Genomic DNA, 21656 nt, shown 5'->3' with positions numbered 1-21656 from the left:
TTTGTTTATTTTGTTGGAACTACAGCGATAGAATAAACCGTATACGGATAGATCAGCTTCGAAGTATATTTTGAAATCAGGCAGACTACCAAAATCGGAAAGAAAAGGGTATAATCATTTACCAATCCGCATACCAAAAACAAAGCTGTAAAAGGCGCATGGATACTCGCACTCAGCATCGCCGCCATTCCAATCACCATAAAATTGATTGGCAGTACTCCCGCATTAAAAAACGTATTCATCAATGTTGCCAAAAGAAATCCTAGAAACGCACCGATGAAAAGGCTAGGGGCAAAAACACCGCCATCGCCACCTGCTGCCAATGTAACAGAAGTTACGATGGGTTTCAAAATCAAAATCCCGATGACTGTTGCAATCAAGGATAACGAAAACGTATTGCGGTCGGAGTGGTAGATGATTTCGCTGATGGCGTGATAGCCGTCGCCGTAAAGCTGTGGGAAAATCACTAGTGCCGTACTCAAAATAACCGACCCGATGATGATTTTGGTATATTGTTTCTTGATGTTCAAGAACGAAGCCTTGATCAGCATGACGCATTTGGTCAGGTAAACCGAATTTACACCGGCTAGTATGCCCAAAAGGATAAAGTACGGAATCGCAGCATAGTTCCAAGTCGTGATGTTGATGGCAAACAGCGGTTCTTCGTTCAGCATATACACCAATCCGAAAGCCACCGTCACGGCCAATATATTCGTAAGGAGGAAAACCTTGTTTACTTTTCTCGAAATCACTTCCAAGGCAAATAGAATTCCGGCAAACGGACTCCCAAACAAAGCCGTCACACCGCCGGCAACACCCGCACAAATAAGTTCTGTCTTGTATTTTCTAAAAAGATTCTCTTTCTGTTGCGCCACCGATCCGATTGTAGCCGTAGCCACCACGGTAGAAACCTCAATCCCTGTCGAACCGCCAAAAGCCACGGTAATCAAGCCGTTGATAAAGTGCGAAGGAATCTTATACATCGGCAGGTTTTTCTTTTTGGAGGCCGTGCTTTCAAAAATCTCCTTGATGCCTTTGTTTTCCTTTTTCTTAAAAAGATATTCCCGCAGCACATAGATGACCGAAAGGCCGATAAATGGAAATATTAGAAAAAACAAAGTGTTTTCGGTAGTCTTGGCGAAGAAGATGTGTTCGTAATATTCGGTGATCCTTTTGAGGGAGATGCCCAGGAAGGCAGAAAGAAACCCGATAAGAAGTGAAACGATAATTAATTTTTGAAGGACAATGTAGGTGTAATTTTTTTTGATTTTGCTTAAATCGTTCATATTGAAATCTTTGAATACAAAGTTAGGAAACGAAATCCGTAATGTCTTTTGGATGCAAATAATTAACGCTTTTTAGCAAAAAAAAAGGTACTCAAATGATTTGAATACCTTGATAAATTAATAATTGGGTCAGTATTTTGGTTATACTTTAAAACTAACTGATACTGATTGAAATAATTTCGATGGCAACAAGTGCTGCTGCCGCTAATGCTAGGGTGATAGATACTGTCTTTTTCATGGTCATCTGGGTTTGAATTATAATTATATTTTAATATTATCGCTAATATACTAAAATATATTGTAGAAAATGTTAATTATTTCTCATAAAATTCAATTGGCAAATCATCTGGGTCATAAATAAAGGTAAATTTCTTTCCTGTAAATTCATCAATACGAATAGGTTCGGAGGCTATGTTTTTGGAAGCTAAGTGTTTGACGGTTTCAGAAACGCTCTCTACCTCAAAAGCCAGGTGGCGCAATCCCGTTGCCTCAGGTTGCGAAATTCTTTTGGGCGGATTTGGAAAGGAGAACAATTCGATGGCATAAACGCCATTTACCATCAAATCGAGCTTATAGGAATCCCGCTCTTTTCGATAGACTTCCCTAATGATTTCAAACCCTAAAACCTCGGTATAGAAGTGTTTTGAAACGGCATAGTCCGAACAGATGGTGGCAATGTGGTGGATGGAATTGATCTTGAGCATGGTTGTGTGTTTCAATTGGGGATTAAAGATAAAGAATTTTGTAGTGTAGGGAGCTTTGTTGTTACCAAGACTTGCGAAATCTTCCAGAGGATTCTTCTGTGTGTACATCGGAAACTCTTTCGGCGCACCAAGAAGCTTTTTCGGCGCCTCAGAAATCCTTCTGGCGCTTCAGAAATGGTTTCGGCGTACCAAGAAGCTTTTTCGGCGTCTCAGAAATCCTTCCGGCGCATCAGAAATTCCTTCGGTGCACCAAGAAGCTCTTCCGGTGCATCAGAAACTCCTTCGGCGCATCAAGAAGTTCTTTCGGTGCACCAAGAAGTTCTTCCGGTGCATCAGAAACTCCTTCGGTGCATCAAGATGCTTTTTCGGAGCCGTGTTTTAGTTTATTGATTTTAAGTAATTCCCCAATCTTGTCATCCCGACGGAGGAGGGATCTCAGCATCTGAAGCAAGCTTTGAAGAGTTACTTGTGGAGATCCCTCCTGCGTGGGGATGACAAGTTTGCGGAAGTGGATTATAGAGTTGCAAAGCAGGGAAACTTCGCAGGGCAGGGGATAAAAAAACTGCTAGGTTGGCTTGCAGTTTTTGTTTTTCGATTTTGTCTACTCGAAGTGATTCGCGCGGTAACGTGGGGATATTGTTGTAATTTTAGTTTATATAAATTCCAAAATCTTCTCTTTTTCAGACCATTTTATTGGCTCTTTTGTGGTTTTTTCATTTAAAAGTTGGAATATTGATGCCGATCTTTCTGGAGAATATCCTTCTGACTTATCATTTATGATAGTTATTTTTTCATCAATAAAATTCACATATTTTGATTTTAATGCGATTTCAAAATTAACAATCGATTTTCTCAGATCGTTTTCAAAATAGCTCGGTGTTGAGCCTGTTACATAAGTAATCAAATTCAATTTTGATTTTTTTGTAATAATTGCATTGAATTTAATATTTTTAAAATCATCTAAAAAATGTCTCAGTTTAACATCTTCGTTATAATTGATTTTTAAAAAGCTATTTGCATCGCTTCTAAAAGTTTCTCTTTCTTTTTCCTCTTTTTCATCTTTATACTGCACACAAAAAGAATTTACTGCACCAACAATAAAGTTTGCTAGATCAAAAACAGCACTTGGTATTTCTTCTATTTTGTCACAAATTTTATAATAATATTCGACTCCCGATTTATCTAAAGTTGATTTTATTTTATAATTTGAAGAATACGAACTTATTATTCTTCTAATCAAATCTTCTGATTCTTCGAAATAAGGAGTTTCATAATAATTTTGGTCAATCCAGCCACTATCGGTGACTACGATTTTTTGATTTGTAATTGTTATAAAAACTGAGACAAATTTGTTATTAATGGTTGAAAATGCAGTTACTACTTCCAGAGCATTCTCTCTTTGCTTGAAACTTGTTAAGTTGCAAAAAGATTTTTTTATCTGCTCTATTACAGTTTTATTTTCCATTATTCAAAATTAATATTATCAAAGTTAATATTATTTTTTTCTACAAATTCTAATTCTTGAATGGAATGAGAGATGCTTGGGAAATTATTGTCATTTAACCTTGAATTTGTTTCCATGCAGAACAGTGAAATTCCAAAATTTATATCATTTGCAATTATTTTTGCTTCATTTTCATTTTTTAAAGTTTCATTTTGATATGCAATATAATTTCCATTTTCGTCAAATGAATTGAAGTGAGGGGTTTTAATTGATTGTTCTTCCAGTGGGATTTTTGGATTTTCATTTCTGTGTGCTGGACCATCAGAATCAAATCTAAAATATGGTGTCTTAATGAAATTTTGACAACGAAGCTTTATACCATACTTGTTATCTCTTTTACTTTGTTCAACCATAAATATAATATCCTCATTAATTGTATTATGTTTAATGGTAGACTGACCTACAAACCAATAAACGTTATTCTTTTTTGGTTGTAAAATAACTTCTTTATCTCTAATGATTTTTTTTTCGCTAACTAATTTACAAAAAAAATCAAATTGATCTTTAACTTCAATATTTGGTTTATTCATGTTTCCTTTTTTTAACTTTCTTACAATGTTTTGTATTTTATCGTCAGGGGATCTGCCAAGAAAAAATTTTCTTCGTAAAGCAGAAATTCAGTTTAATAAAAACCAGCAATTTTACCTAACGACTGTCACCTGACGTTTTTGTTGTTATAATTTTCTAAAACCTCTTTGCTGATAAATTCTTCAACTTTCATTTTAGAAAGCAAGCCAATTAATCTATAATTAGAATCTAGAACAGGCAACTTTTTATCTCCAATAGATTCAATTTTTTTGGTTTTGCTCAATAATTTTTTATATGCTTCGAGCAAACTATCATCATATTTTACAAATGAAACAATAGCGCCAGGAAAGCTTGACGATAAAGTTCTAGTTTCAATTTCTCTTATAAATTTTTCAATTTTACTTGGCAAAAAGTCATTATTGATTCTGAATTGTGACATTGGAATTAAAAATTTGAACTTTCCTTCATGATCAACAACTTCTAGATATTTTAAGTTTCTAAGTTTTTGAAAATATTCCCTCACCACGTATGTATCGTAATAATCCCTTTTATCAAAAAACAAATCGCAAACGAGATATTTTCTGGATTTCTTCAAAGCTCAAATTTTGTAAATATTCTAATGAACGTTTATCTAAACTATTTACATCAACAATTGATTCTTCAGATATTGGGGAGATTAGTTTGGATGGTAATTCTGCTTTAAGTGAAGATTCTATTTCTATTCCAAATCCTTTAAAACTTTTGATATATTCACCAATTAAAAGACCTATTAAAATTGGTATGCCAGAAACTATAAGCCATTTCACATCCAAATCTAGGCCTGAAAATTGAAAATACTGAAATGTTATGAAAGTGATTAACAGTAAAAAGGAAATAGAGGAAAATATTACCAGTATTTTATGCTTATTAAAAAGATTTTTTAATGTTTTTTTCATATCGTTGATTTAATGTCAGGTAACTAAGTTATTATGTAAAACAAATTTTTCACATTTAATCACAAAATATTTTTTATGCGCCAATGTTTCATTCTTCTTTATGTTAATAATCCCCAAATATATCAAAACAAAATTCCACCCAACTTAGGCAAAACCCTATTTCTCAATTAATCACCAAACCTACCCAATCCCCACCAAAACAAATTACGGTTTTCCACAAAACCCTAAAATAATTCCAATAAAAAGTAAAGAAAGGTTTCAAAACAACGAGTAGGGGGAGTTTCGTTGCGCCATATTAATTTCAAATATAGCAATTTATAGCTTTGGTTTTCAATCGCTCGCATCATTCTCCTAATCGCTCGCATCATTCTCCTAATCGCTCGCTCCATTATTCCAATCGCTCGCTCCATTATTCCAATCGCTCGATTCATTATTGCAATCGCTCGCATCATTATTTCAATTGCTCGCATCATTATTTTAATCGCTCGCTTCATTATTGCAACCGCTCGCTCCATTATTGCAATCGCTCGATTCATTTTAACAATCGCTCGATTCATTTTAACAATCGCTCGCACTCTAAAATAAAAACCTCGCACTTTAAAATAAAAACCTCGCACTTGAAAAAAAAATACACGCACTTGAAAAAAAAAAGCACGCACCTAAAAAAAAAATACACGCACCTTTTTTTACAAGATGCGTGTATTTTTAAGCAGGAAATGATACGCTATTGCACCACATAGTTCCTAGTGTCCGTTTGCGAAAGCCTAAAATAGCCAAAAGCAGTATTGTCAGCATCGGTACCGTTCAGGATATTTCCCTTTACCTTGGCAGGAGCGGTAGAAAATGGTCCGCCACCACCTGCAACATCCAATAAGAGGTTCATATAATTATGAAATTGCCTCGAAACGCCATACAGCGTCACATCAAAGGAAGTTCCCGGTTTTAAATCTTCGTTGAAATAAACATCATTGAACTGGTTGCCCTGGAAAAACTCATCATCACTAACACCATAACTCGGTACAGCCGAAAAAGACGTCATGTATTTGAACATATAAAAATCATCGGTCGCACCATTGTCCGTAAAAAACACATTGATCTCCACCGAATCATCACCAAACGGGGCTTCTTTCTGCTCGATCTTATCAATCGGAACCACCGGAATCATCTTTTCGGTAGCCGTATAGGTTTGCCCTTCGTGCGTCACGGTTAGCTGGTAATTCCCATCCACCACAGGAACAAAGGTATTACAGACATACTCGCCCGTTCCCACATTTTCAATAAAGTCAAACACCTGATTCGTGTCGGTATTCGTCACAAAAACCGTTGCCCCCGAAACCTTCGGAACGTTCGGGTTATAGTAGCCCGTAGTGGTGCTCAGCTTGATGACCTGCTCGTTTCCAGCGTCACCCAACTGCCAATCAATCGAGGCATCCACCACCAATCTTGGTTCGCCCGTAGGCAAATCAACGTCGATCACTTCTTCGCAACTCGCAAGGAACAACGCAATCAATAAAACGGATATGTATTTAAAATTTTTCATTTTTTAGCTTTTTAATAGTAGAACTTAAACCTGTTGGGTGTAATTGTTTTTTTAATTTTTACCACATAGAAACATAGTTGTTTACAGAATAGAAAAGAAATTTCATTTTAGATAGATGCACATAGCTATGTGAAACCAAAGAATTGGTCTAATCCTTTCTTATTTTCCTATGTTTCTATGTGGTTCATTTTTTTTATTGGTTAAAATTTGAAATTATAACTCACACCCGGAACAATTCCGAAAATTGAAAGGCGCACCGCCTCATTTTTCCCTGTCAATTCATCCTGACGGAAACTGATCGAAGCCGCATTGTTGCGTCCGTAGATGTTATAGATGCTGAACACCCATTCGCTCTGCCAGCCTCTTTTCTTGTCGGGCTTTGGCGTATAGGTAGCCGACAAATCCAAGTGATGGTACAACGGCAGACGGTTTTCATTACGCAAGCCATAACTCGGAACCGTGATGCCGCCGTATTCATAATACCCATTCGGGTACGTCACCGGTTGCCCCGATTGCAGGGCGAAGTTGGCACCAAACGACCATTTCGGACCCAATTCATACGCGACCGTTACGGCAAGGTTGTGCAATTTGTCGTAACCCGTCTTGTACCATTTTCCATCGTTGATACCGGTTTCAGTGGCGGTCCTTCCCGGCGTTTGCTGCTCCGAACGCGAAAGCGTGTAGGAAACCCATCCGTTGAACTTGCCTGTGTTTTTCTTCAGCATCATCTCCAAACCATAAGCGCGTTGCTTTCCGTTCAGGACAATCTGCTCCATAAATTCATTCCCAATCAAATCGGCTCCGTCGATATAATCGATTCTGTTTTGCACCGTCTTGTAAAAGGTTTCCAATTCCAACGAATAATCATCATTGTGGAAATTCCTGAAGTATCCCAGTGCCACTTGGTCGGCAATCTGTGGTTTGATGAACTCGTCGCTCGGTGTCCATATGTCCAATGGAGTAGGTGATGAGGTGTTGGATATCAACTGCAAGTACTGCACCATCCTGTTGTAGCTGGTCTTGATGGAGGAATCATCGTTCAGCGAATAGGAAATTGCTGCCCTTGGCTCGAAATTATCGTAGGACGTAATGGTTTCATTTTTTTTGTAATACTTCGTCCCGATTGGGGTTGCCTTTTCATAAATCTGGAAGGTTTCGTTGAAATTGACCGCCTGATTGTTTTCGTAAATGTTGATGTTCGAGTCGCCACCAAGTCGGTAAAACATGCTGTAACGCAAGCCGTACATCAGCGAAAGCTTGTCTGTAACATTGTGTTCTGCCTCGATATAGGCAGCAGGTTCAAAGGCAAACTTCTTGGCGAAGGTACGCGCATTGATACCCGAAGTTTCCGTCAACGGTTTTATTTCTCCCGGATTGAAGTTGTAATAGATGGCATTGATACCGTAGGCCAATTTGAATTTATCCGAAACATAATTCTTGAAATCATACTTCAGATTAAAATTCTTGATGCCAGACTCATACTGCATCCCGATAAAATCCAAGTCCAAACCATAATAGTAATCACTATAGATAAACGAAAGATTGGAGAACAATTTATCCGAAAACAAATGGTTCCAACGAAGGTTCAGGGTCGAATTTCCATAGATGTTGCTAAAGGCATTTCCGATATCAAAAACATCCCGACCGAAATAACCCGAAAGGTAGAGGTTGTTGTTTTCACTCAACTTATAATTCAGCTTCGCATTCACATCATAGAAGTAGGCCGAGTTGTCGTTGTCTGCCAATTTCAGGAACAAGTGTGCATACGATCCACGACCGCTCACCAAAAACGAACCCTTGTCTTTTACAATCGGCCCTTCGGCCAAAAGACGGCTCGATATCAATCCGATACCACCGTTCATGTGGAATTCTTTCGAGTTTCCATCCCTTTGATAGACATCTAAAACAGAAGAAGCACGGCCACCAAAACGGGCAGGAATTCCTCCTTTATATAATTTCAATTCTTTAATGGCATCGGCATTAAAAACAGAAAAGAAACCAAAAACGTGCGAGGAATTGTAGATAGTGGCTTCGTCCAAGAGAATCAAATTCTGATCGGCTGCACCACCACGAACGTTGAAGCCCGAAGCGCCTTCGCCCGCATTGGTAACCCCTGGAAGCAATAAAATCGACTTCAATACATCGACTTCTCCTAAAACCACGGGCATCTTCTTGATGGTTTCCACCGATAGCTTGTTGACGCTCATTTCGGGTTTTCGGATGTTGGTTCTTCCCTTGTCGGAAATCACGACTTCTTGTAGTTGTTCGCCATTGCTCCCGTCCATATTGATGGAAAGCTTGGTGTTTTTAGTAAGCGATACTTGCTGGATAATGGTTTGAAAACCAACGTAACTGATTTCTATCTTGTGCTCGCCCTTGGGTAATGTCAGCGAGTAGAAACCGTATTCGTTTGTAGTAGTCCCAATCTTCAAATCGGGAGCGTAGATGTTGACGCCAATAAGGGTTTCGTTGCTGGAGGCGTCGGAGATTGTACCGCTGATGGTGAATTTCTCCTGCGAAAAGGAGACGACCGTCGATACAAAAAACACAAAAAGAAAGAACTTGAATTTTGCATTCATTGATTAATATGTTTTGATTGATTAAGGTTCAGCGAAATAAACGTTTTTATCGAATAGATGTTATATGCTTTGGAAATATTTAACATAGAAAAAGCCACAGGAAGTTTTTTAGGACTCGCTGTGGCTTATAAAAAGAATACTTTAGAGTTTATAGGAAATTGTAGCTTGCTATGATTCCAATTGTTGAGTATTGCGCTTGAAAAGATGATATTTTGTATAAATTTTGTTTAGGGTTGTAGCGCAATTCGAAGCTGTACTTATTATAATTATATCCCAATCCGGCAAAAAGACCGGTTGATTTTTCGATGTCATTTTTCTCACCTCCAATGTGAATAGTTGAACTTAAAGGCAGATTTACATTTGCTCCAGCATTCAAAAATATTTTTGATTTGTTGATGAAAAAATAATGCCTGATACCAAAGGGAATTTGAAGAAAATTATAGTCAACTTTTGCTTCTAAATCAATGGCACTATTTCTTACGTCTGCGGGTCCTTCGGTTTTGAAAGATTGATAATTAGGAGCTATAAACAGTGACCACTTGTTTTGTCCGAATGGAAGAATAGCTTCCAGCTCCACACCAACTCGAAATGTAGTTGCACTAGAACTAAAATCATTAAAAACATAATTTAATGATTCAACATTTATGTTTGCTTGTTCAATTCCCAAATTTGCTTTAAAATTTATTTTGCTCTTGTTTTGTTTTTCTTCTAAATTAGAAAACGTCTTGCCTTCCTGATTGCTGTATTTCAGGAAGAGTTTCATCAAAGAGTCTTTGTTATACTTCAATTTCTCGAAATCACTTTGCTTTAGGTTGGGCGATTTCAAAGCCATAAAAAGTTGCCTCTTGTAAAAGTTGTTTGCAAAGACGCTTGAACCGGTATCGCGAGTAACATATTCTTTGAAAACCAACTGCTCGGCCTTTTCATGATTTCCAGAGCTGATGAAATAGCGTGTTTGATTTGCATTTTCATACTGATAGAGGTTTACATCGCTTTGAACTAGTAATTTAAGAAAAATGGTTTCTTTTTTCCATTCAGGATCTTTGGAGGTGCTCATTTTACCAGCCACATTACTGGATTGGTCAACGTTAACTTCAAACCTCTTGTAGTGATAACCTTCACCCACGGCAAATTCTTTTACATCATTGATTTTTCCAATTAGTACATCGTCACTTTCATTGAGTTTGTATTCAAAAGAAACAGGGTTGTTGTAGGTGGCAGCATTCTTTATAAGACATTCCGTCCTAATATTATTGTTACTGATGAAATAGCCGGGTTCGAATTTAATTTGTGCATACGAACCAATGCACAGTACGATTAAAAGGAAGGTAAGAAGTTTTTTCATCTTATTGATTTGTTTTTGGTTGAGCCAATATAGTGCTTTTTTGAAAGCCTTAACAATTCATCCTTAAAAATCTACAGTTCGGTAAGCATTAGTTTTTTTATTTTTAGATAGTTCACATCTTTGCTTCATCAAAAACGAACAACATGAAGACTATTATTACTTTTTTACTTTTAATCGTTTCGCTATCGGGTTTCTCCCAAACTACGCTCTCTGGAAAAGTGGTGGACGAGAAAGGGCTTCCCATCGAAGGCGCCAATATTTTCATCGAAGGCACTTATGACGGAACGGCAAGCGATGCAACCGGAAATTTCTCTTTTACGACAACGGCAACCGGAACACAAGTCTTGAAAATCACTTTTCTTACCTATGAAAGCTTTACAGAAACAATCGTGGTGGAAAATTTCAAGAACAGAACGATAAAAATGAAGGAAAGCATGAACAGTCTTGACGCTGTGGTCATCAATGCCGGAACGCTAGAAGCTGGAGACAAGGCGAGAGTGTCTGTTTTGAAACCTTTGGATATTGTTACCACGGCGGGTTCTGCTGGAGATATTATTGCAGCCTTGCAAACCCTTCCAGGAACTCAAACCGTTGGCGAAAGTGGTAGATTATATGTTCGTGGAGGTGAGGCCGACGAAACCCAAACTTTTGTGGATGGTTTGCGTGTGGCACAGCCTTATGGAGCAACAGCCAATAACATCCCAACACGTGGACGATTTTCACCGTTTTTGTTCAGTGGAATATCATTTTCTACAGGTGGTTATTCTGCCGAATATGGAGAGGCGTTATCGAGTGTGTTGTTGTTGAACACCCAAGATGAAGCGGTTCAGGAGCAAACCGATATATCGTTGATGACACTTGGCTTGGGATTGAGCAATACACAGAAGTGGGAGAAAAGTTCGCTTACGCTGAATACAGCCTACATTGATTTGGCTCCGTATCAGGCGGCGGTGCCACAGGCGGTAGATTGGAACAGACCTTACCAATCTTTATCAGGTGAAGCGGTCTATCGCTATCAGTTTGAAAACGGACTTTTGAAAGTGTATGGTGCGTTTGATGCTTCGCGTTTCGATTTAAATCAGGACAACCTCAATACGGATCAAAAAGACCGTATCGACCTTAACAACAATAATTTTTATCTAAATACATCCTACAAAGGCATATTGGCAAACAATTGGGACTTGACAGCAGGATTAAGCTATGGCTTTGGTCAGAATAAAATTGGATTGAATTTGGATCACTTGGAAAATGTAGAACATGCCTCGCACATGAAATTAAAATTGAGCAACAGGATTTCCAAAAAGATAAAATTGTCGTTTGGAGCCGATTATTTTATGACCAAGTTTGATGAGGATTACAATCAAAATTTGGGCAACACTTTTTCATCAGGATATGATGCCAATATAGCGGCGGCTTATGGCGAAATGGATGTTTTCTTTTCTAAAAAACTAGCAGCAAAAGTTGGTTTCAGGGCTTCCAATAATGATTTGTTACAGGAATTCAATCTTTCTCCAAGGGCATCATTGGCTTATAAAACGGGGAAGTTCAGTCAGGTTTCTTTTGCCTATGGTGATTTTGTGCAAGCTCCAAGAGCCGATTATCTCAAGTACAATCATCAATTGGAAACGGAGAATACAGCACATTATATCTTGAATTACGAATACAACCGACAAGGTAAAACCTTTAGGGCAGAGGCGTATTATAAGAAGTACAACAACCTGGTAAAGTTTGATACCGAAACACCTCAGTTCAATTCCATTTATAATAATTCAGGTTCGGGTTATGCAAAAGGTTTGGATATTTTTTGGAGAGACAACAAGAGTTTCAAGAATCTGCAGTATTGGCTGTCATACTCCTTTATTGATTCGCAAAGGGATTACCGCAACTTTCCACAAGAAGTAACACCAAGTTTCATTGCCAAACACACGGCTTCGATTGTAACCAAATATTGGATAAACGGTTTGCGTTCGCAGGTAGGATTGACGCATAGTTTTACATCAGGAAGACCTTATGATAATCCAAACGAAACTACTTTTATGAACGGAAAAACAAAAGCTTACAATAATTTGAGTTTGAGTTGGGCTTATTTGATGAGTCCGCAAAAGATCTTGTACTTGTCGGTTTCAAATGTCTTAGGAACACAGAATGTCTTCGGTTATGAATATGCTAATACTGCCGATTCAAATGGAGTTTACAAGAGCAAGCCAATTATTCCTACTGCCGATCGTTTCATATTTGTGGGCTTCTTTTGGACCATCAGCAAGGACAAGAAAACCAATCAATTGGATAATTTATAAAGAGGTTCAAAGTTACAAAGGTTCAAAGTTGCGGAGATTATTTTGAATGCTACAATTCATCCTAAGAAATCAACAGTTCGGTAGGTTTTAATTTTATTAAAAAGACTTCAAACGTACTTTTGAACTATAAATTTAAAGTTTCGATCATTAGAATATTAACAATCAAAAAATCAACTATTATGAACAAGATTATCATTACCATTGTTTTATTTGCAACTTCAATAGTAAGTGCACAATCGCAGTTTGAACAAGGAATGGGAAAAGCCTTCCAGCTTTGGGGAGAAGGAAAACCGGCAGAGGCTTCGGCCATGTTCGAGAGAATTGCTTCGGCCGAAAAGAATTCATGGCTTCCGAATTATTATGTGGCCTTGGTGAATACCACTACCGCTTTTCAGAGTATGGGGGATAAAGAAAAAATGATTCCGTTATTGGACAAGGCTCAAGAAGCTTTAGATGTAGAATTTATCAAACATCCTGAGAACGCAGAAATTTTGGTCATGCAGGCGATGATTTATACGGCTTGGGTGATGTATGATCCGATGACGAATGCCATGAAATATTCACCAAAAGTGATGGAGATGTATGCAAGAGCCGAAAAAGTAGCACCGGATAATCCAAGAGTTATTTATGGAAAAGCAGAGTTTGAAATCGGTGGAGCCAAATATTTCGGACAAGATACGAGTGCAATGTGCGCACAAATTGACAAAGCAATCGGACTTTTTGCTACTTTTAAACCGGAAACGCCATTTCATCCTAATTGGGGACAAGACCGTGCTGTTGAAGCACAAAAAGGTTGCAAGAAATAGTTCAGCATCAATCAATAATCTGCAGAAATAAATTCTAAATCATGCAAAAAGCAATACAATATATCTTCAAAGTTGCCATCAAGGGAATTGTGGTCAGCTGTGTGATTATGGGAATCATGTTTTTACTGGAAGCCATCTTTGGAAGGGATTTCACGGTTGATGCCGATCTTTTTAAAGAAATGGGCTATTATATATTGTACGGTGTTGTATTGACGACGATCAACTCAATGTTTTTTGAATATCTGAACAACGAGATTGAATGGGAAAACAAGAAGTATCGCGTATTATGGGGGATTATGGGAAGTATAGTGCTTACGATAGCCGGTATCTTTATGGTAAGAATGTTCATGTCGGTTGTCATTGTCGGAAACGGCTTTGAAGCTTTTGTAAGAAATGAACAGCCACGCTTTTATATCATTGCTCTTATTATCACGATGGTGGTAACCCTCTTTTTCCACGTCATTTATTTCTATAAAAAAGCACAGGAAAACAAAGTCAAGGAGCAGAAGATTATTGCAGGAACTGCTTCGGCTAAGTTTGAAAGTTTGAAAAATCAAATAGATCCGCATTTTTTGTTCAACAGCCTAAATGTTTTGAGTTCACTGATAGAGGAGAATCCAGACAATGCGCAACGTTTCACGACTTCACTTTCCAAGATATACCGTTATGTCTTGGAACAGAAAGACAAGGAATTGGTTTCGGTTGAAGAAGAATTGTCGTTTGCCAAAACCTATATGAATTTGCTCAAGATGCGGTTTGAAAACAGCTTGTTTTATGAACTTCCTGATACGATTTCAAATCCAGAAGCAAAGGTAGTACCACTTTCATTGCAATTGTTATTGGAAAATACAGTAAAGCACAATGTGGTGAGTGAACAGCGACCGTTGCATATTCGAATTATGGACAAAGGCGATTATCTGGTCATTCAGAATGATTTTCAAAAGAAGGAAGTTTTACAGGATAGACAAGGTGTTGGATTGCAAAACATAGTAAGCCGTTATGCGATCGTAACCAATAGAAAGGTATTGGTAGAACAAAATGAAAAAGAATTTTCAGTAAGCATACCAATTTTAACAAAACAAGTAAACGTTATGGAAACAAATAATAATGATGATTACAAGATATATTTGAAAGCTCAAAAAAAAGTAGAAGATATAAAGGGTTTTTATGGCAATCTGACATCCTATGTTGTGGTTAACGCTGGTTTATTGGTGCTAAATTTAGTAACAAGTCCAGCACACCTTTGGTTTTTTTATCCGCTAATTGGTTGGGGAATTGGAGTTTTGGCACACGGAATGTCAGTTTTTAATTATATGCCTTTTCTAAGCAGTGATTGGGAAGAAAAGAAAATCCAAGAACTGATGCGAAAAGAAGATGCCGATAAATGGAAATAAGTAAAAGCTATGGAAAATTTTAAGGAGTCAGACGAAATAAAATACCAACGGGCAAAGAAGAAAGCCAATCAAATAAGAGGATTTTACTATCATGTAGGGTGTTATTGTGTGGTTATTCCCTGCATCATTTTTGTAAATCTTACATTTGTTCCTGAATTTCATTGGTTTTGGTTTTCAATGTTGGGCTGGGGGACAGGGCTACTGATGCATGGTATAGAAGTTTTTGGGTTAAATCCTTTGATGGGAAAAAACTGGGAAGAGCGAAAATTACAGCAATTTATTGAAGAAGAAAGAGTAAAACAGCAACGTTACAATTCAAAAAACAAATAAGATGGAAAATTTAAACGAAATTGAAAAAAGAAAATTTGAAAGGGCTCAAAAGCACGTGAAAGCTATTGCAGGATATTATAAGCATTTGATTTCCTATGTTTTGGTCAATTTGTTTCTTATTTCTTTGAATTATTTTAAGCTCGAACCAGGAGAAGAATTTTTTAAGTTTTCAACTTTTTCAGTGGCTTTCTTTTGGGGTATAGGATTGGCTTTTCATACGGTTAGTGTTTTTGGAAAAAACGTCTTCCTTGGTCAGGAATGGGAAGAAAAGAAAATCAATGAATTGATGAATAAGAAACAACATAATAAATGGGAGTAATTTCAAATTTTAAATCTTAAACCCCAAGATGGATATTATAATTATAGAAGATGAGAAACCCGCAGCACGATTACTGCAGAGAAAAGTCGAAAAATTAGGATTGAAAGTCGGTATATTGCTGCACTCTGTAGAAGAATCGGTTGATTGGTTTTCTAAAAATGAACATCCCGATTTGATTTTTCTGGACATCCAATTATCAGATGGATTATCGTTTGAAATATTTGAAAAGGTAGCCATCAAAAGTGCCATTATTTTTACCACTGCTTATGATGAATATGCACTGAGAGCCTTTAAACTAAACAGTATTGATTATCTTTTGAAGCCTATTGATGAGGATGATTTGGAAGTTGCGGTTACCAAATATAAATCGAGAACGCAAAAGCCGGAAAGTCTTCAACTCGATTTTGAACAAATAAAAAGGATGTTGGCAAACCCAGCGGAGAAGACCTATAAGACTAGGTTTACTGTAAAGATTGGCCAGCATTTAAAGGTGATTACCAGCGATGAGATAGAATGTTTTTTTAGTGAAAACAAAGGAACTTATATCCACACGACAGATAATCGTGATTACTTAATTGATACTACCTTGGAAGTTTTAGAAAACGAAATGAACCCAAAAGATTTTTATCGCGTGAGCCGAAAGTTTATTGTTCCATTAAAATCCATAAAAGAGATTGTGGTGTACAGTAATTCGAGGTTGAAAGTCATTTTACCAACCTACAAAGACGATGAGGTTATTGTGAGCCGTGAAAAAGTAAGTGATTTCAAGGAATGGATTGGATAAAAAAACTGCTTCCATATAAATTCACAATTCAATGTAAACTTTATAAGAGAAGCAGTCAGTTTCAGTTTGATTTTTAATAAGTCCTTTTTTGAATTAATCGAATAAAGATTTGATTTCTTTTTCAGTCTTACCTAGTTTCTTTTGCAATTTTCCCCACATTTCCTGTTCTTTACCTTCTTCATACAACAAATCGTCGTCTGTCAAGTCGGCAAATTTTTGTTTTAGTTTTCCTTTAAACTCTTCCCAGTTTCCTTTAATTTCAGTTGAATTCGGCATAACATTAAATTTTAGTAATTAGTAAATTCTTTTTCTTATTACAAATTTGGCTTTATTTAAAATATATTCGGTTATAGGATTTTCTAGAAATGTTACAAGATATTTAAAAGCAAAAAAAACGCTCCGTATTGGAGCGTTTTAATTTATTTATAAAATCAATTATTCGATTTCAAAAGTTTGGTTTTCACCTGGATTAGCTTTTCTAACATTAAGTGCTTTGTTATCTGATCCAACAACGAATGCAACAAATTCGATATTTGAAGCGTTAGCAACGTTTGCAGGAACTGGAATGTTGAAAGTTCTTGTTACTTCATTTTCGTATACAGCTTCTGCACTTGTAAATGCGTCACCCAATAAGTTTGTTAAGCTAGCTCTTAAAACATGCTCATGAACAAAATTAGGAATCACACTTCCTCCACCAAAATAGCTTGTATAGTTAACTTGGTTGTAGATCAATCCATTTTCCAAGATATATACCACTAATTTTGCATTAGTCATATTAGTACCAAATTTAGTTTTTACTTCTAAATTGATATTTCCACCAGATACAGTAGAGTTTATTGCTAGACCAACTTTAGGTTTAATCCCTCCTGTAAGGTTAACAACTTGTTGTACGTTATTAGGCTCTGGATAAGTCCAATCTGTCTTTCTGTTAAGCATAGCAGTTGGATATCCTTCAAGACCAATTAAATTTTCAAGAACTCCAGCTTCAAAATTATAAGGATCATTTCCTCTGTGGATTGCCGCTACTACCACTTTATCAGTTGCCGCTTTAACCAATTCAATTCCTTGAGAAACACGAGGACAATATCCACACCATGTTCCAGTATAATCTTCAATCAACACTCTTTTAGTAAAGCTAATAGAAGGAGTAAATGTTACAGTAACAACTTCTGAAGCAAAATCTTGGTAGGTAGCAGAAACGTCAAATGAACCAGCAGTTGGAGAATTCAAGATGCCTCCTTCAATTGTTGTAGTTCCCGTTGTAATCACGGCAGATGAAGTAACATTGATCCCTGTATTTGTTTTTACAGTAAAGATAATGTTGTCACCAGCAGCTTGTGTAGTAACGTTAGCAGTTAGCGTAATTGATGTTGTAGGTACATCTGTAAATTTAACAGTTGTAGTAGCTGTCAATCCTTGATAAGTTGCTTTAATAACTACATCTCCAGCAGTTTGTGTAGTATATGTTGCATTAGATATTGGAGATGTTCCAGCAACTAGTGCAGTACTCATAGTTACATCTTCACCTGTGTCAGTTTTTACTACAAAAGTAATGTCCTCACCAACCATTTGAGTGGCTGTGCTTGGAGTTAGGGTAATTGCAGTTGCTCCACCCGTTGTAGTTTCTTCTTCTTCATCTGAGGAAGAACATGCGTTAAGCCCAATGAATAGGATGCTTAACAGTAACAATTTAATTGTTTTCATAAAAATTAAGGTAATAGTTAGTTAATAGTTTGGTGATGTTATATTTTGCAATAATAATATATTTTTTTTAATAAGTGTATAATTATTTTTTTTTTGTTTATTTGCACATCAAACTAAAAATTATGAAACAATTAACTTTCCTATTTCTCTTTGCCATATCAATGGCAAATGCTCAAAAAGAGTTACCAAACGTAACGCTCAAATCGATAGAAAACAAGCCTGTCAATATCCAATCAAATTTCAAGGAAACTGATAAAATCTATGTTTATGTTTTTTGGGCAACCTGGTGTGCTCCATGTATCCAAGAATTAGACGCGATAAATGATGTTTATGATGGATGGAAAGAAAATTTAAGTATAGAATTAATAGCGGTTTCAATCGATGACTCTAGAACCGAGAAAAGAGTAAAGCCATTAATTAATGGAAGAGGTTGGGATTATACAGTGCTTTTAGATTCAAATCAGGATTTAAAACGTGCTTTGCAAATTGCTAATCCGCCTTATACAGTTGTTGTAAAAAATGGTAAAATCGTATTTGAGCAAGCAGGCCACACTCCTGGAGGCGAAAAAGATTTTTTTGAAAAACTAAAATCTTTATAATTCATTAAATGAAAAAAACAGTAGCCCTTGGCCTAATATTATTGTCAGCCGTTAACGCTTTTGCTCAAGAAACAGACACTATTTCTAAAACTAAATTAAAGTTTAATGGAGGTTTTGAATCAAATGCACAATGGTATCTAAATGATGAAAAACGTGGTATTCAGCATCCGGAAGATCCTTTTCGATCAAACAATTATTTGAACCTTAAAGCAAATTACGGACGATTTACAGTCGGAACTCAAATTGAAGCCTATTACCAGCAGGCACTTTTAAATTACAATCCACAATTTGTAGCATCAGATTTTGGAGGATATAATTCAAAAATGAATATTGGAGAAGTTTTAGATAAAATTTACTATTCTAATATTTCTCTATTCTATGCCAATTATAAATCAAAGACTTTAGACATCACAGCTGGTCATTTCTATGAACAATTCGGAAGCGGACTATTGCTTCGTGCTTGGGAAGACCGTCCCTTGGGAATCAATACAGCAATCCGTGGAGGTAAGGTTAATTTTAAACCAATTGAAGCAGTTTCCTTAACAGCATTGTACGGAAAGCAAAAATCAGGATTTCAAGTATCAGAAGCCAATATTTTAGGAGTTAATACGGATTTAGATATTACCAATTTTTTAGATGCTGAAACCTATACTTTGACGGCTGGATTCAGCTATGTTATGCGAAGTCAGGATATTCCTGCAGAAGTAGAAAATCCAAAATTTAATGAGAAAACAGGTGCTTACTCTGGAAGATTAGGATTTTCTAAAGGTGGTTTTTACATGTCTTCAGAATACAACTTCAAGGATAAAGAACCCGTTTTGGAACGAACAAATGTCAACTATAATTTCATAAAGCCTGGAAGTGCACTCTTGGTAAATTTAGGTTATTCCGAAAAAGGATTAGGAATTGATGCAACGTTTCGAAGAATGGAGAATATGGTGTTTTTGAGTGATCGTGAGCCAATTGTTTATGGTCCGGAACAAATCAGCGTCAATTATAATGATCGAGTTTTAAATTTTACCCCAGCATTAACCAAACAACATCATTCTAATTTGGCAAATATCTATGTTTATCAAGCTCAGAATAAAGTTTTTATCAATGAAGATCTTGGAAAAGCTGGTGAAATTGGCGGACAGATTGATGTATTCTATAATTTCAAAAAAGGTAGCGCAATTGGAGGTAAATACGGAACCAAAGTTGCCTTGAATGTATCCAATTGGTTTAATCTTGATGCAAAATATACCTTTTTAGATGGTTTAGGAAATTACAAGCCAAACTATGAAGCTAAATTTCTAGGCGGAAAAGAAAAATATTTCTCTGATTACAATATCGAAATTTCTAAAAAGCTCTCATCCGATTTTAGAGGAACTTTGATGTACATTAACCAATATTATAATGATCAGTATATCCGAGGGATTGCACAGGAAAATGTGGTTAAAGCCAATATCCTTTTTGCCGAAGGAATCTATAATTTCTCAGGATCACGTTCCATTACAGTGGGAACAGAACACATGTGGGCCGACAACGATAGAGGAAATTGGGCTTCGTTGTCCTTAGAGTACAATCATAATCTAAACTGGTCCATCTATGTAATGGACATGTACAATTATGGTTTTGAAGAAGGAGCACATTTAATTGCCGGAGATACAGACTCTTTTGATATCCACTTCTACAATGCTGGAATTACTTACAGAAAAAGCAGTTCACGATTCACTATCGGTTACGGTAGACAAAGAGGTGGATTGGTTTGTGCAGGAGGAGTTTGCCGTTTTGTTCCGGCAAGTACAGGTTTGTCATTTGGAATCAGTACATCATTCTAAAAACAAAATACTTTAAAAAATAAAAAAGCCGATAACTTCAGTTATCGGCTTTTCTATTCTTATAAAAAATCCTACTTGCTAAAGCGATGCAACGTATAAACCATTGCACTTAAAAGGAAAAATGCCATAATTTGATGCACCAATCCCAGCCAAAGCGAGACTTGCAATAAAAGCGTGAAAACACCCAATAAAAATTGTACAAAAACAAAAGCCACCAAAACGTTTGTTCCCATTTTATGTTGAGCGGTCAAAGCGAATTTTCTACTTTTAAAAAACAGAAACACGATCAATCCAACCACAACATACGCCATCGTCCTGTGAACAAATTGAACGCCACTTTTTCCTTCCGTTAAGTTCAATAAAAGCGTTGGCTGTTCAATCAAAACAGTTTCGTGCATAAATTGCCCTTCGCTCATCATCGGCCAGTGGTTGTGAATCAGGCCGGCATTCAAACCAGCTACAAAACCCCCGTAAATAATCTGAATAATCAAGAAAACCATCGTAATTCGCGCCCATTTTCTCAAAGGCAAAATCGCCTCTTTTTTGTCCGGATAAATCAAATCCAAAGCTACCCAAAGTGTATAGGCAAACGTGATGAAAGCAAAGGTCAAGTGTAACGAAAGCCTAAAATGGCTCACATCCGGATGATCAATCAATCCACTTTTCACCATAAACCAACCAAGAAAACCTTGGAAACCGCCCATTAGCAAAAGAATGATACATTTTTTTATCGTCTCAGAACTCAAACGTTTCTTAATCAGGAAATACACAAACGGAACCACAAAAACCAACCCGATTATCCTTCCAATAAAACGGTGAAACCATTCCCAGAAATAAATAAACTTATAGTCTTCAACCGTAAAATCATTGTGGATATTGATCTTCTGGTACTCCGGAAATTTTTTGTATTCCTCAAAAGCCGCATTCCATTTTTCGTCCGTCATCGGTGGAAAAGTATCCGTCACCAAGTGCCAATCCGTCATCGAAAGCCCCGAATTCGTCAGCCTCGTAATCCCGCCAACCACAACCATAATAAACAAAAGCAAGCAACCTGATAACAGCCAGATAATAACCGATTTATTTTCTTTTTTCATTTTGAACGAATCTCTGTTTTGTGTTTGTAATCCATATTCCTGCTGTACGCTCCAATCTTTTCTTTTTTTAAAGAAAAAAAAGAAAAGG

The 21656-nt window shown here is 36.7% G+C and carries 21 protein-coding genes; 8 read left to right on the top strand and 13 right to left on the bottom strand.

Annotated elements, in window-relative coordinates; all coding sequences use genetic code 11:
* Positions 1-5 precede the first annotated feature (5 nt).
* From ACI6PS_RS12225 to ACI6PS_RS12180, 10 genes are all read right to left on the bottom strand, one after another.
* Positions 6-1286, bottom strand: a complete 1281-nt coding sequence (locus tag ACI6PS_RS12225; protein ID WP_421012853.1) for a chloride channel protein — start codon at positions 1284-1286, stop codon at positions 6-8.
* Positions 1287-1600: 314 nt separating this feature from the next.
* Entirely contained in the window at positions 1601-1990 is a 390-nt protein-coding gene (locus ACI6PS_RS12220; RefSeq protein WP_421012870.1) for a VOC family protein, read from the bottom strand.
* Positions 1991-2642: 652 nt separating this feature from the next.
* The gene (locus ACI6PS_RS12215; RefSeq protein ID WP_421012852.1) at positions 2643-3455 is read right to left on the bottom strand and encodes a hypothetical protein; all 813 of its coding nucleotides are present in this window, start codon (positions 3453-3455) and stop codon (positions 2643-2645) included.
* Positions 3455-4024, bottom strand: coding sequence for a hypothetical protein (locus ACI6PS_RS12210; protein WP_421012851.1), 570 nt, complete (start codon positions 4022-4024; stop codon positions 3455-3457). Before ACI6PS_RS12210 ends, ACI6PS_RS12215 begins: the two co-directional genes overlap by 1 nt.
* Positions 4025-4149: 125 nt before the next feature.
* Positions 4150-4461: a hypothetical protein gene (locus tag ACI6PS_RS12205; RefSeq protein WP_421012850.1), complete on the bottom strand. Its 312-nt coding sequence runs from the start codon at positions 4459-4461 to the stop codon at positions 4150-4152.
* Positions 4462-4573: 112 nt separating this feature from the next.
* Complete coding sequence (locus tag ACI6PS_RS12200; RefSeq protein ID WP_421012849.1) at positions 4574-4957, bottom strand: hypothetical protein; 384 nt, start codon at positions 4955-4957, stop codon at positions 4574-4576.
* Between the two features lie 224 nt (positions 4958-5181).
* Complete coding sequence (locus tag ACI6PS_RS12195) at positions 5182-5514, bottom strand: hypothetical protein (RefSeq protein ID WP_421012848.1); 333 nt, start codon at positions 5512-5514, stop codon at positions 5182-5184.
* A 167-nt stretch (positions 5515-5681) separates the two neighbouring features.
* On the bottom strand, positions 5682-6497 hold the full coding sequence (locus ACI6PS_RS12190; RefSeq protein WP_421012847.1) for a DUF4249 domain-containing protein: 816 nt from the start codon (positions 6495-6497) through the stop codon (positions 5682-5684).
* A gap of 200 nt (positions 6498-6697) precedes the next feature.
* The gene (locus ACI6PS_RS12185; RefSeq protein WP_421012846.1) at positions 6698-9076 is read right to left on the bottom strand and encodes a TonB-dependent receptor; all 2379 of its coding nucleotides are present in this window, start codon (positions 9074-9076) and stop codon (positions 6698-6700) included.
* Between the two features lie 148 nt (positions 9077-9224).
* The gene (locus ACI6PS_RS12180; RefSeq protein ID WP_421012845.1) at positions 9225-10421 is read right to left on the bottom strand and encodes a hypothetical protein; all 1197 of its coding nucleotides are present in this window, start codon (positions 10419-10421) and stop codon (positions 9225-9227) included.
* A 143-nt stretch (positions 10422-10564) separates the two neighbouring features.
* Here ACI6PS_RS12180 and ACI6PS_RS12175 point away from each other — a divergent pair, with 143 nt between their 5' ends.
* From ACI6PS_RS12175 to ACI6PS_RS12150, 6 genes are all read left to right on the top strand, one after another.
* Positions 10565-12718 (top strand): TonB-dependent receptor, encoded by a 2154-nt coding sequence (locus tag ACI6PS_RS12175; protein ID WP_421012844.1) that lies wholly within the window; start codon positions 10565-10567, stop codon positions 12716-12718.
* A 179-nt stretch (positions 12719-12897) separates the two neighbouring features.
* Positions 12898-13524 carry a hypothetical protein gene (locus ACI6PS_RS12170; RefSeq protein ID WP_421012843.1) on the top strand — a complete coding sequence of 209 codons (627 nt, stop codon included), beginning with the start codon at positions 12898-12900 and terminating at the stop codon, positions 13522-13524.
* Between the two features lie 41 nt (positions 13525-13565).
* The gene (locus tag ACI6PS_RS12165; RefSeq protein WP_421012842.1) at positions 13566-14918 is read left to right on the top strand and encodes a 2TM domain-containing protein; all 1353 of its coding nucleotides are present in this window, start codon (positions 13566-13568) and stop codon (positions 14916-14918) included.
* 9 nt (positions 14919-14927) lie between these two features.
* A complete protein-coding gene (locus tag ACI6PS_RS12160; RefSeq protein ID WP_421012841.1) occupies positions 14928-15248 on the top strand; it encodes a 2TM domain-containing protein in 321 nt (106 codons plus the stop codon).
* Between the two features lies 1 nt (position 15249).
* On the top strand, positions 15250-15567 hold the full coding sequence (locus tag ACI6PS_RS12155) for a 2TM domain-containing protein (protein ID WP_421012840.1): 318 nt from the start codon (positions 15250-15252) through the stop codon (positions 15565-15567).
* Positions 15568-15595: 28 nt separating this feature from the next.
* Positions 15596-16351 (top strand): LytR/AlgR family response regulator transcription factor, encoded by a 756-nt coding sequence (locus tag ACI6PS_RS12150; protein ID WP_421012839.1) that lies wholly within the window; start codon positions 15596-15598, stop codon positions 16349-16351.
* Between the two features lie 93 nt (positions 16352-16444).
* Here ACI6PS_RS12150 and ACI6PS_RS12145 read toward each other — a convergent pair whose 3' ends face one another.
* Positions 16445-16627, bottom strand: a complete 183-nt coding sequence (locus ACI6PS_RS12145) for a CsbD family protein (RefSeq protein ID WP_421012838.1) — start codon at positions 16625-16627, stop codon at positions 16445-16447.
* A gap of 159 nt (positions 16628-16786) precedes the next feature.
* Complete coding sequence (locus tag ACI6PS_RS12140) at positions 16787-18040, bottom strand: Omp28-related outer membrane protein (RefSeq protein WP_421012837.1); 1254 nt, start codon at positions 18038-18040, stop codon at positions 16787-16789.
* Positions 18041-18177: 137 nt separating this feature from the next.
* On the opposite strand from ACI6PS_RS12140, the gene ACI6PS_RS12135 reads away from it, so the two are divergent.
* Positions 18178-18654 carry a TlpA family protein disulfide reductase gene (locus ACI6PS_RS12135; RefSeq protein WP_421012836.1) on the top strand — a complete coding sequence of 159 codons (477 nt, stop codon included), beginning with the start codon at positions 18178-18180 and terminating at the stop codon, positions 18652-18654.
* Positions 18655-18662: 8 nt separating this feature from the next.
* On the top strand, positions 18663-20474 hold the full coding sequence (locus ACI6PS_RS12130) for a DUF6029 family protein (RefSeq protein WP_421012835.1): 1812 nt from the start codon (positions 18663-18665) through the stop codon (positions 20472-20474).
* A gap of 71 nt (positions 20475-20545) precedes the next feature.
* Here the strand turns inward: ACI6PS_RS12130 and ACI6PS_RS12125 are convergent, their stop codons facing one another.
* Positions 20546-21568: a COX15/CtaA family protein gene (locus ACI6PS_RS12125; RefSeq protein ID WP_421012869.1), complete on the bottom strand. Its 1023-nt coding sequence runs from the start codon at positions 21566-21568 to the stop codon at positions 20546-20548.
* Positions 21569-21656 lie beyond the last annotated feature (88 nt).

The organism is Flavobacterium sp. PLA-1-15, assembly GCF_049060005.1.
In the GTDB taxonomy this organism is placed as follows: Bacteria; Bacteroidota; Bacteroidia; order Flavobacteriales; family Flavobacteriaceae; genus Flavobacterium.
The sequence above is the reverse complement of the archived record's forward strand: the minus strand, read 5'-3'. Positions and strand labels throughout refer to the sequence as shown.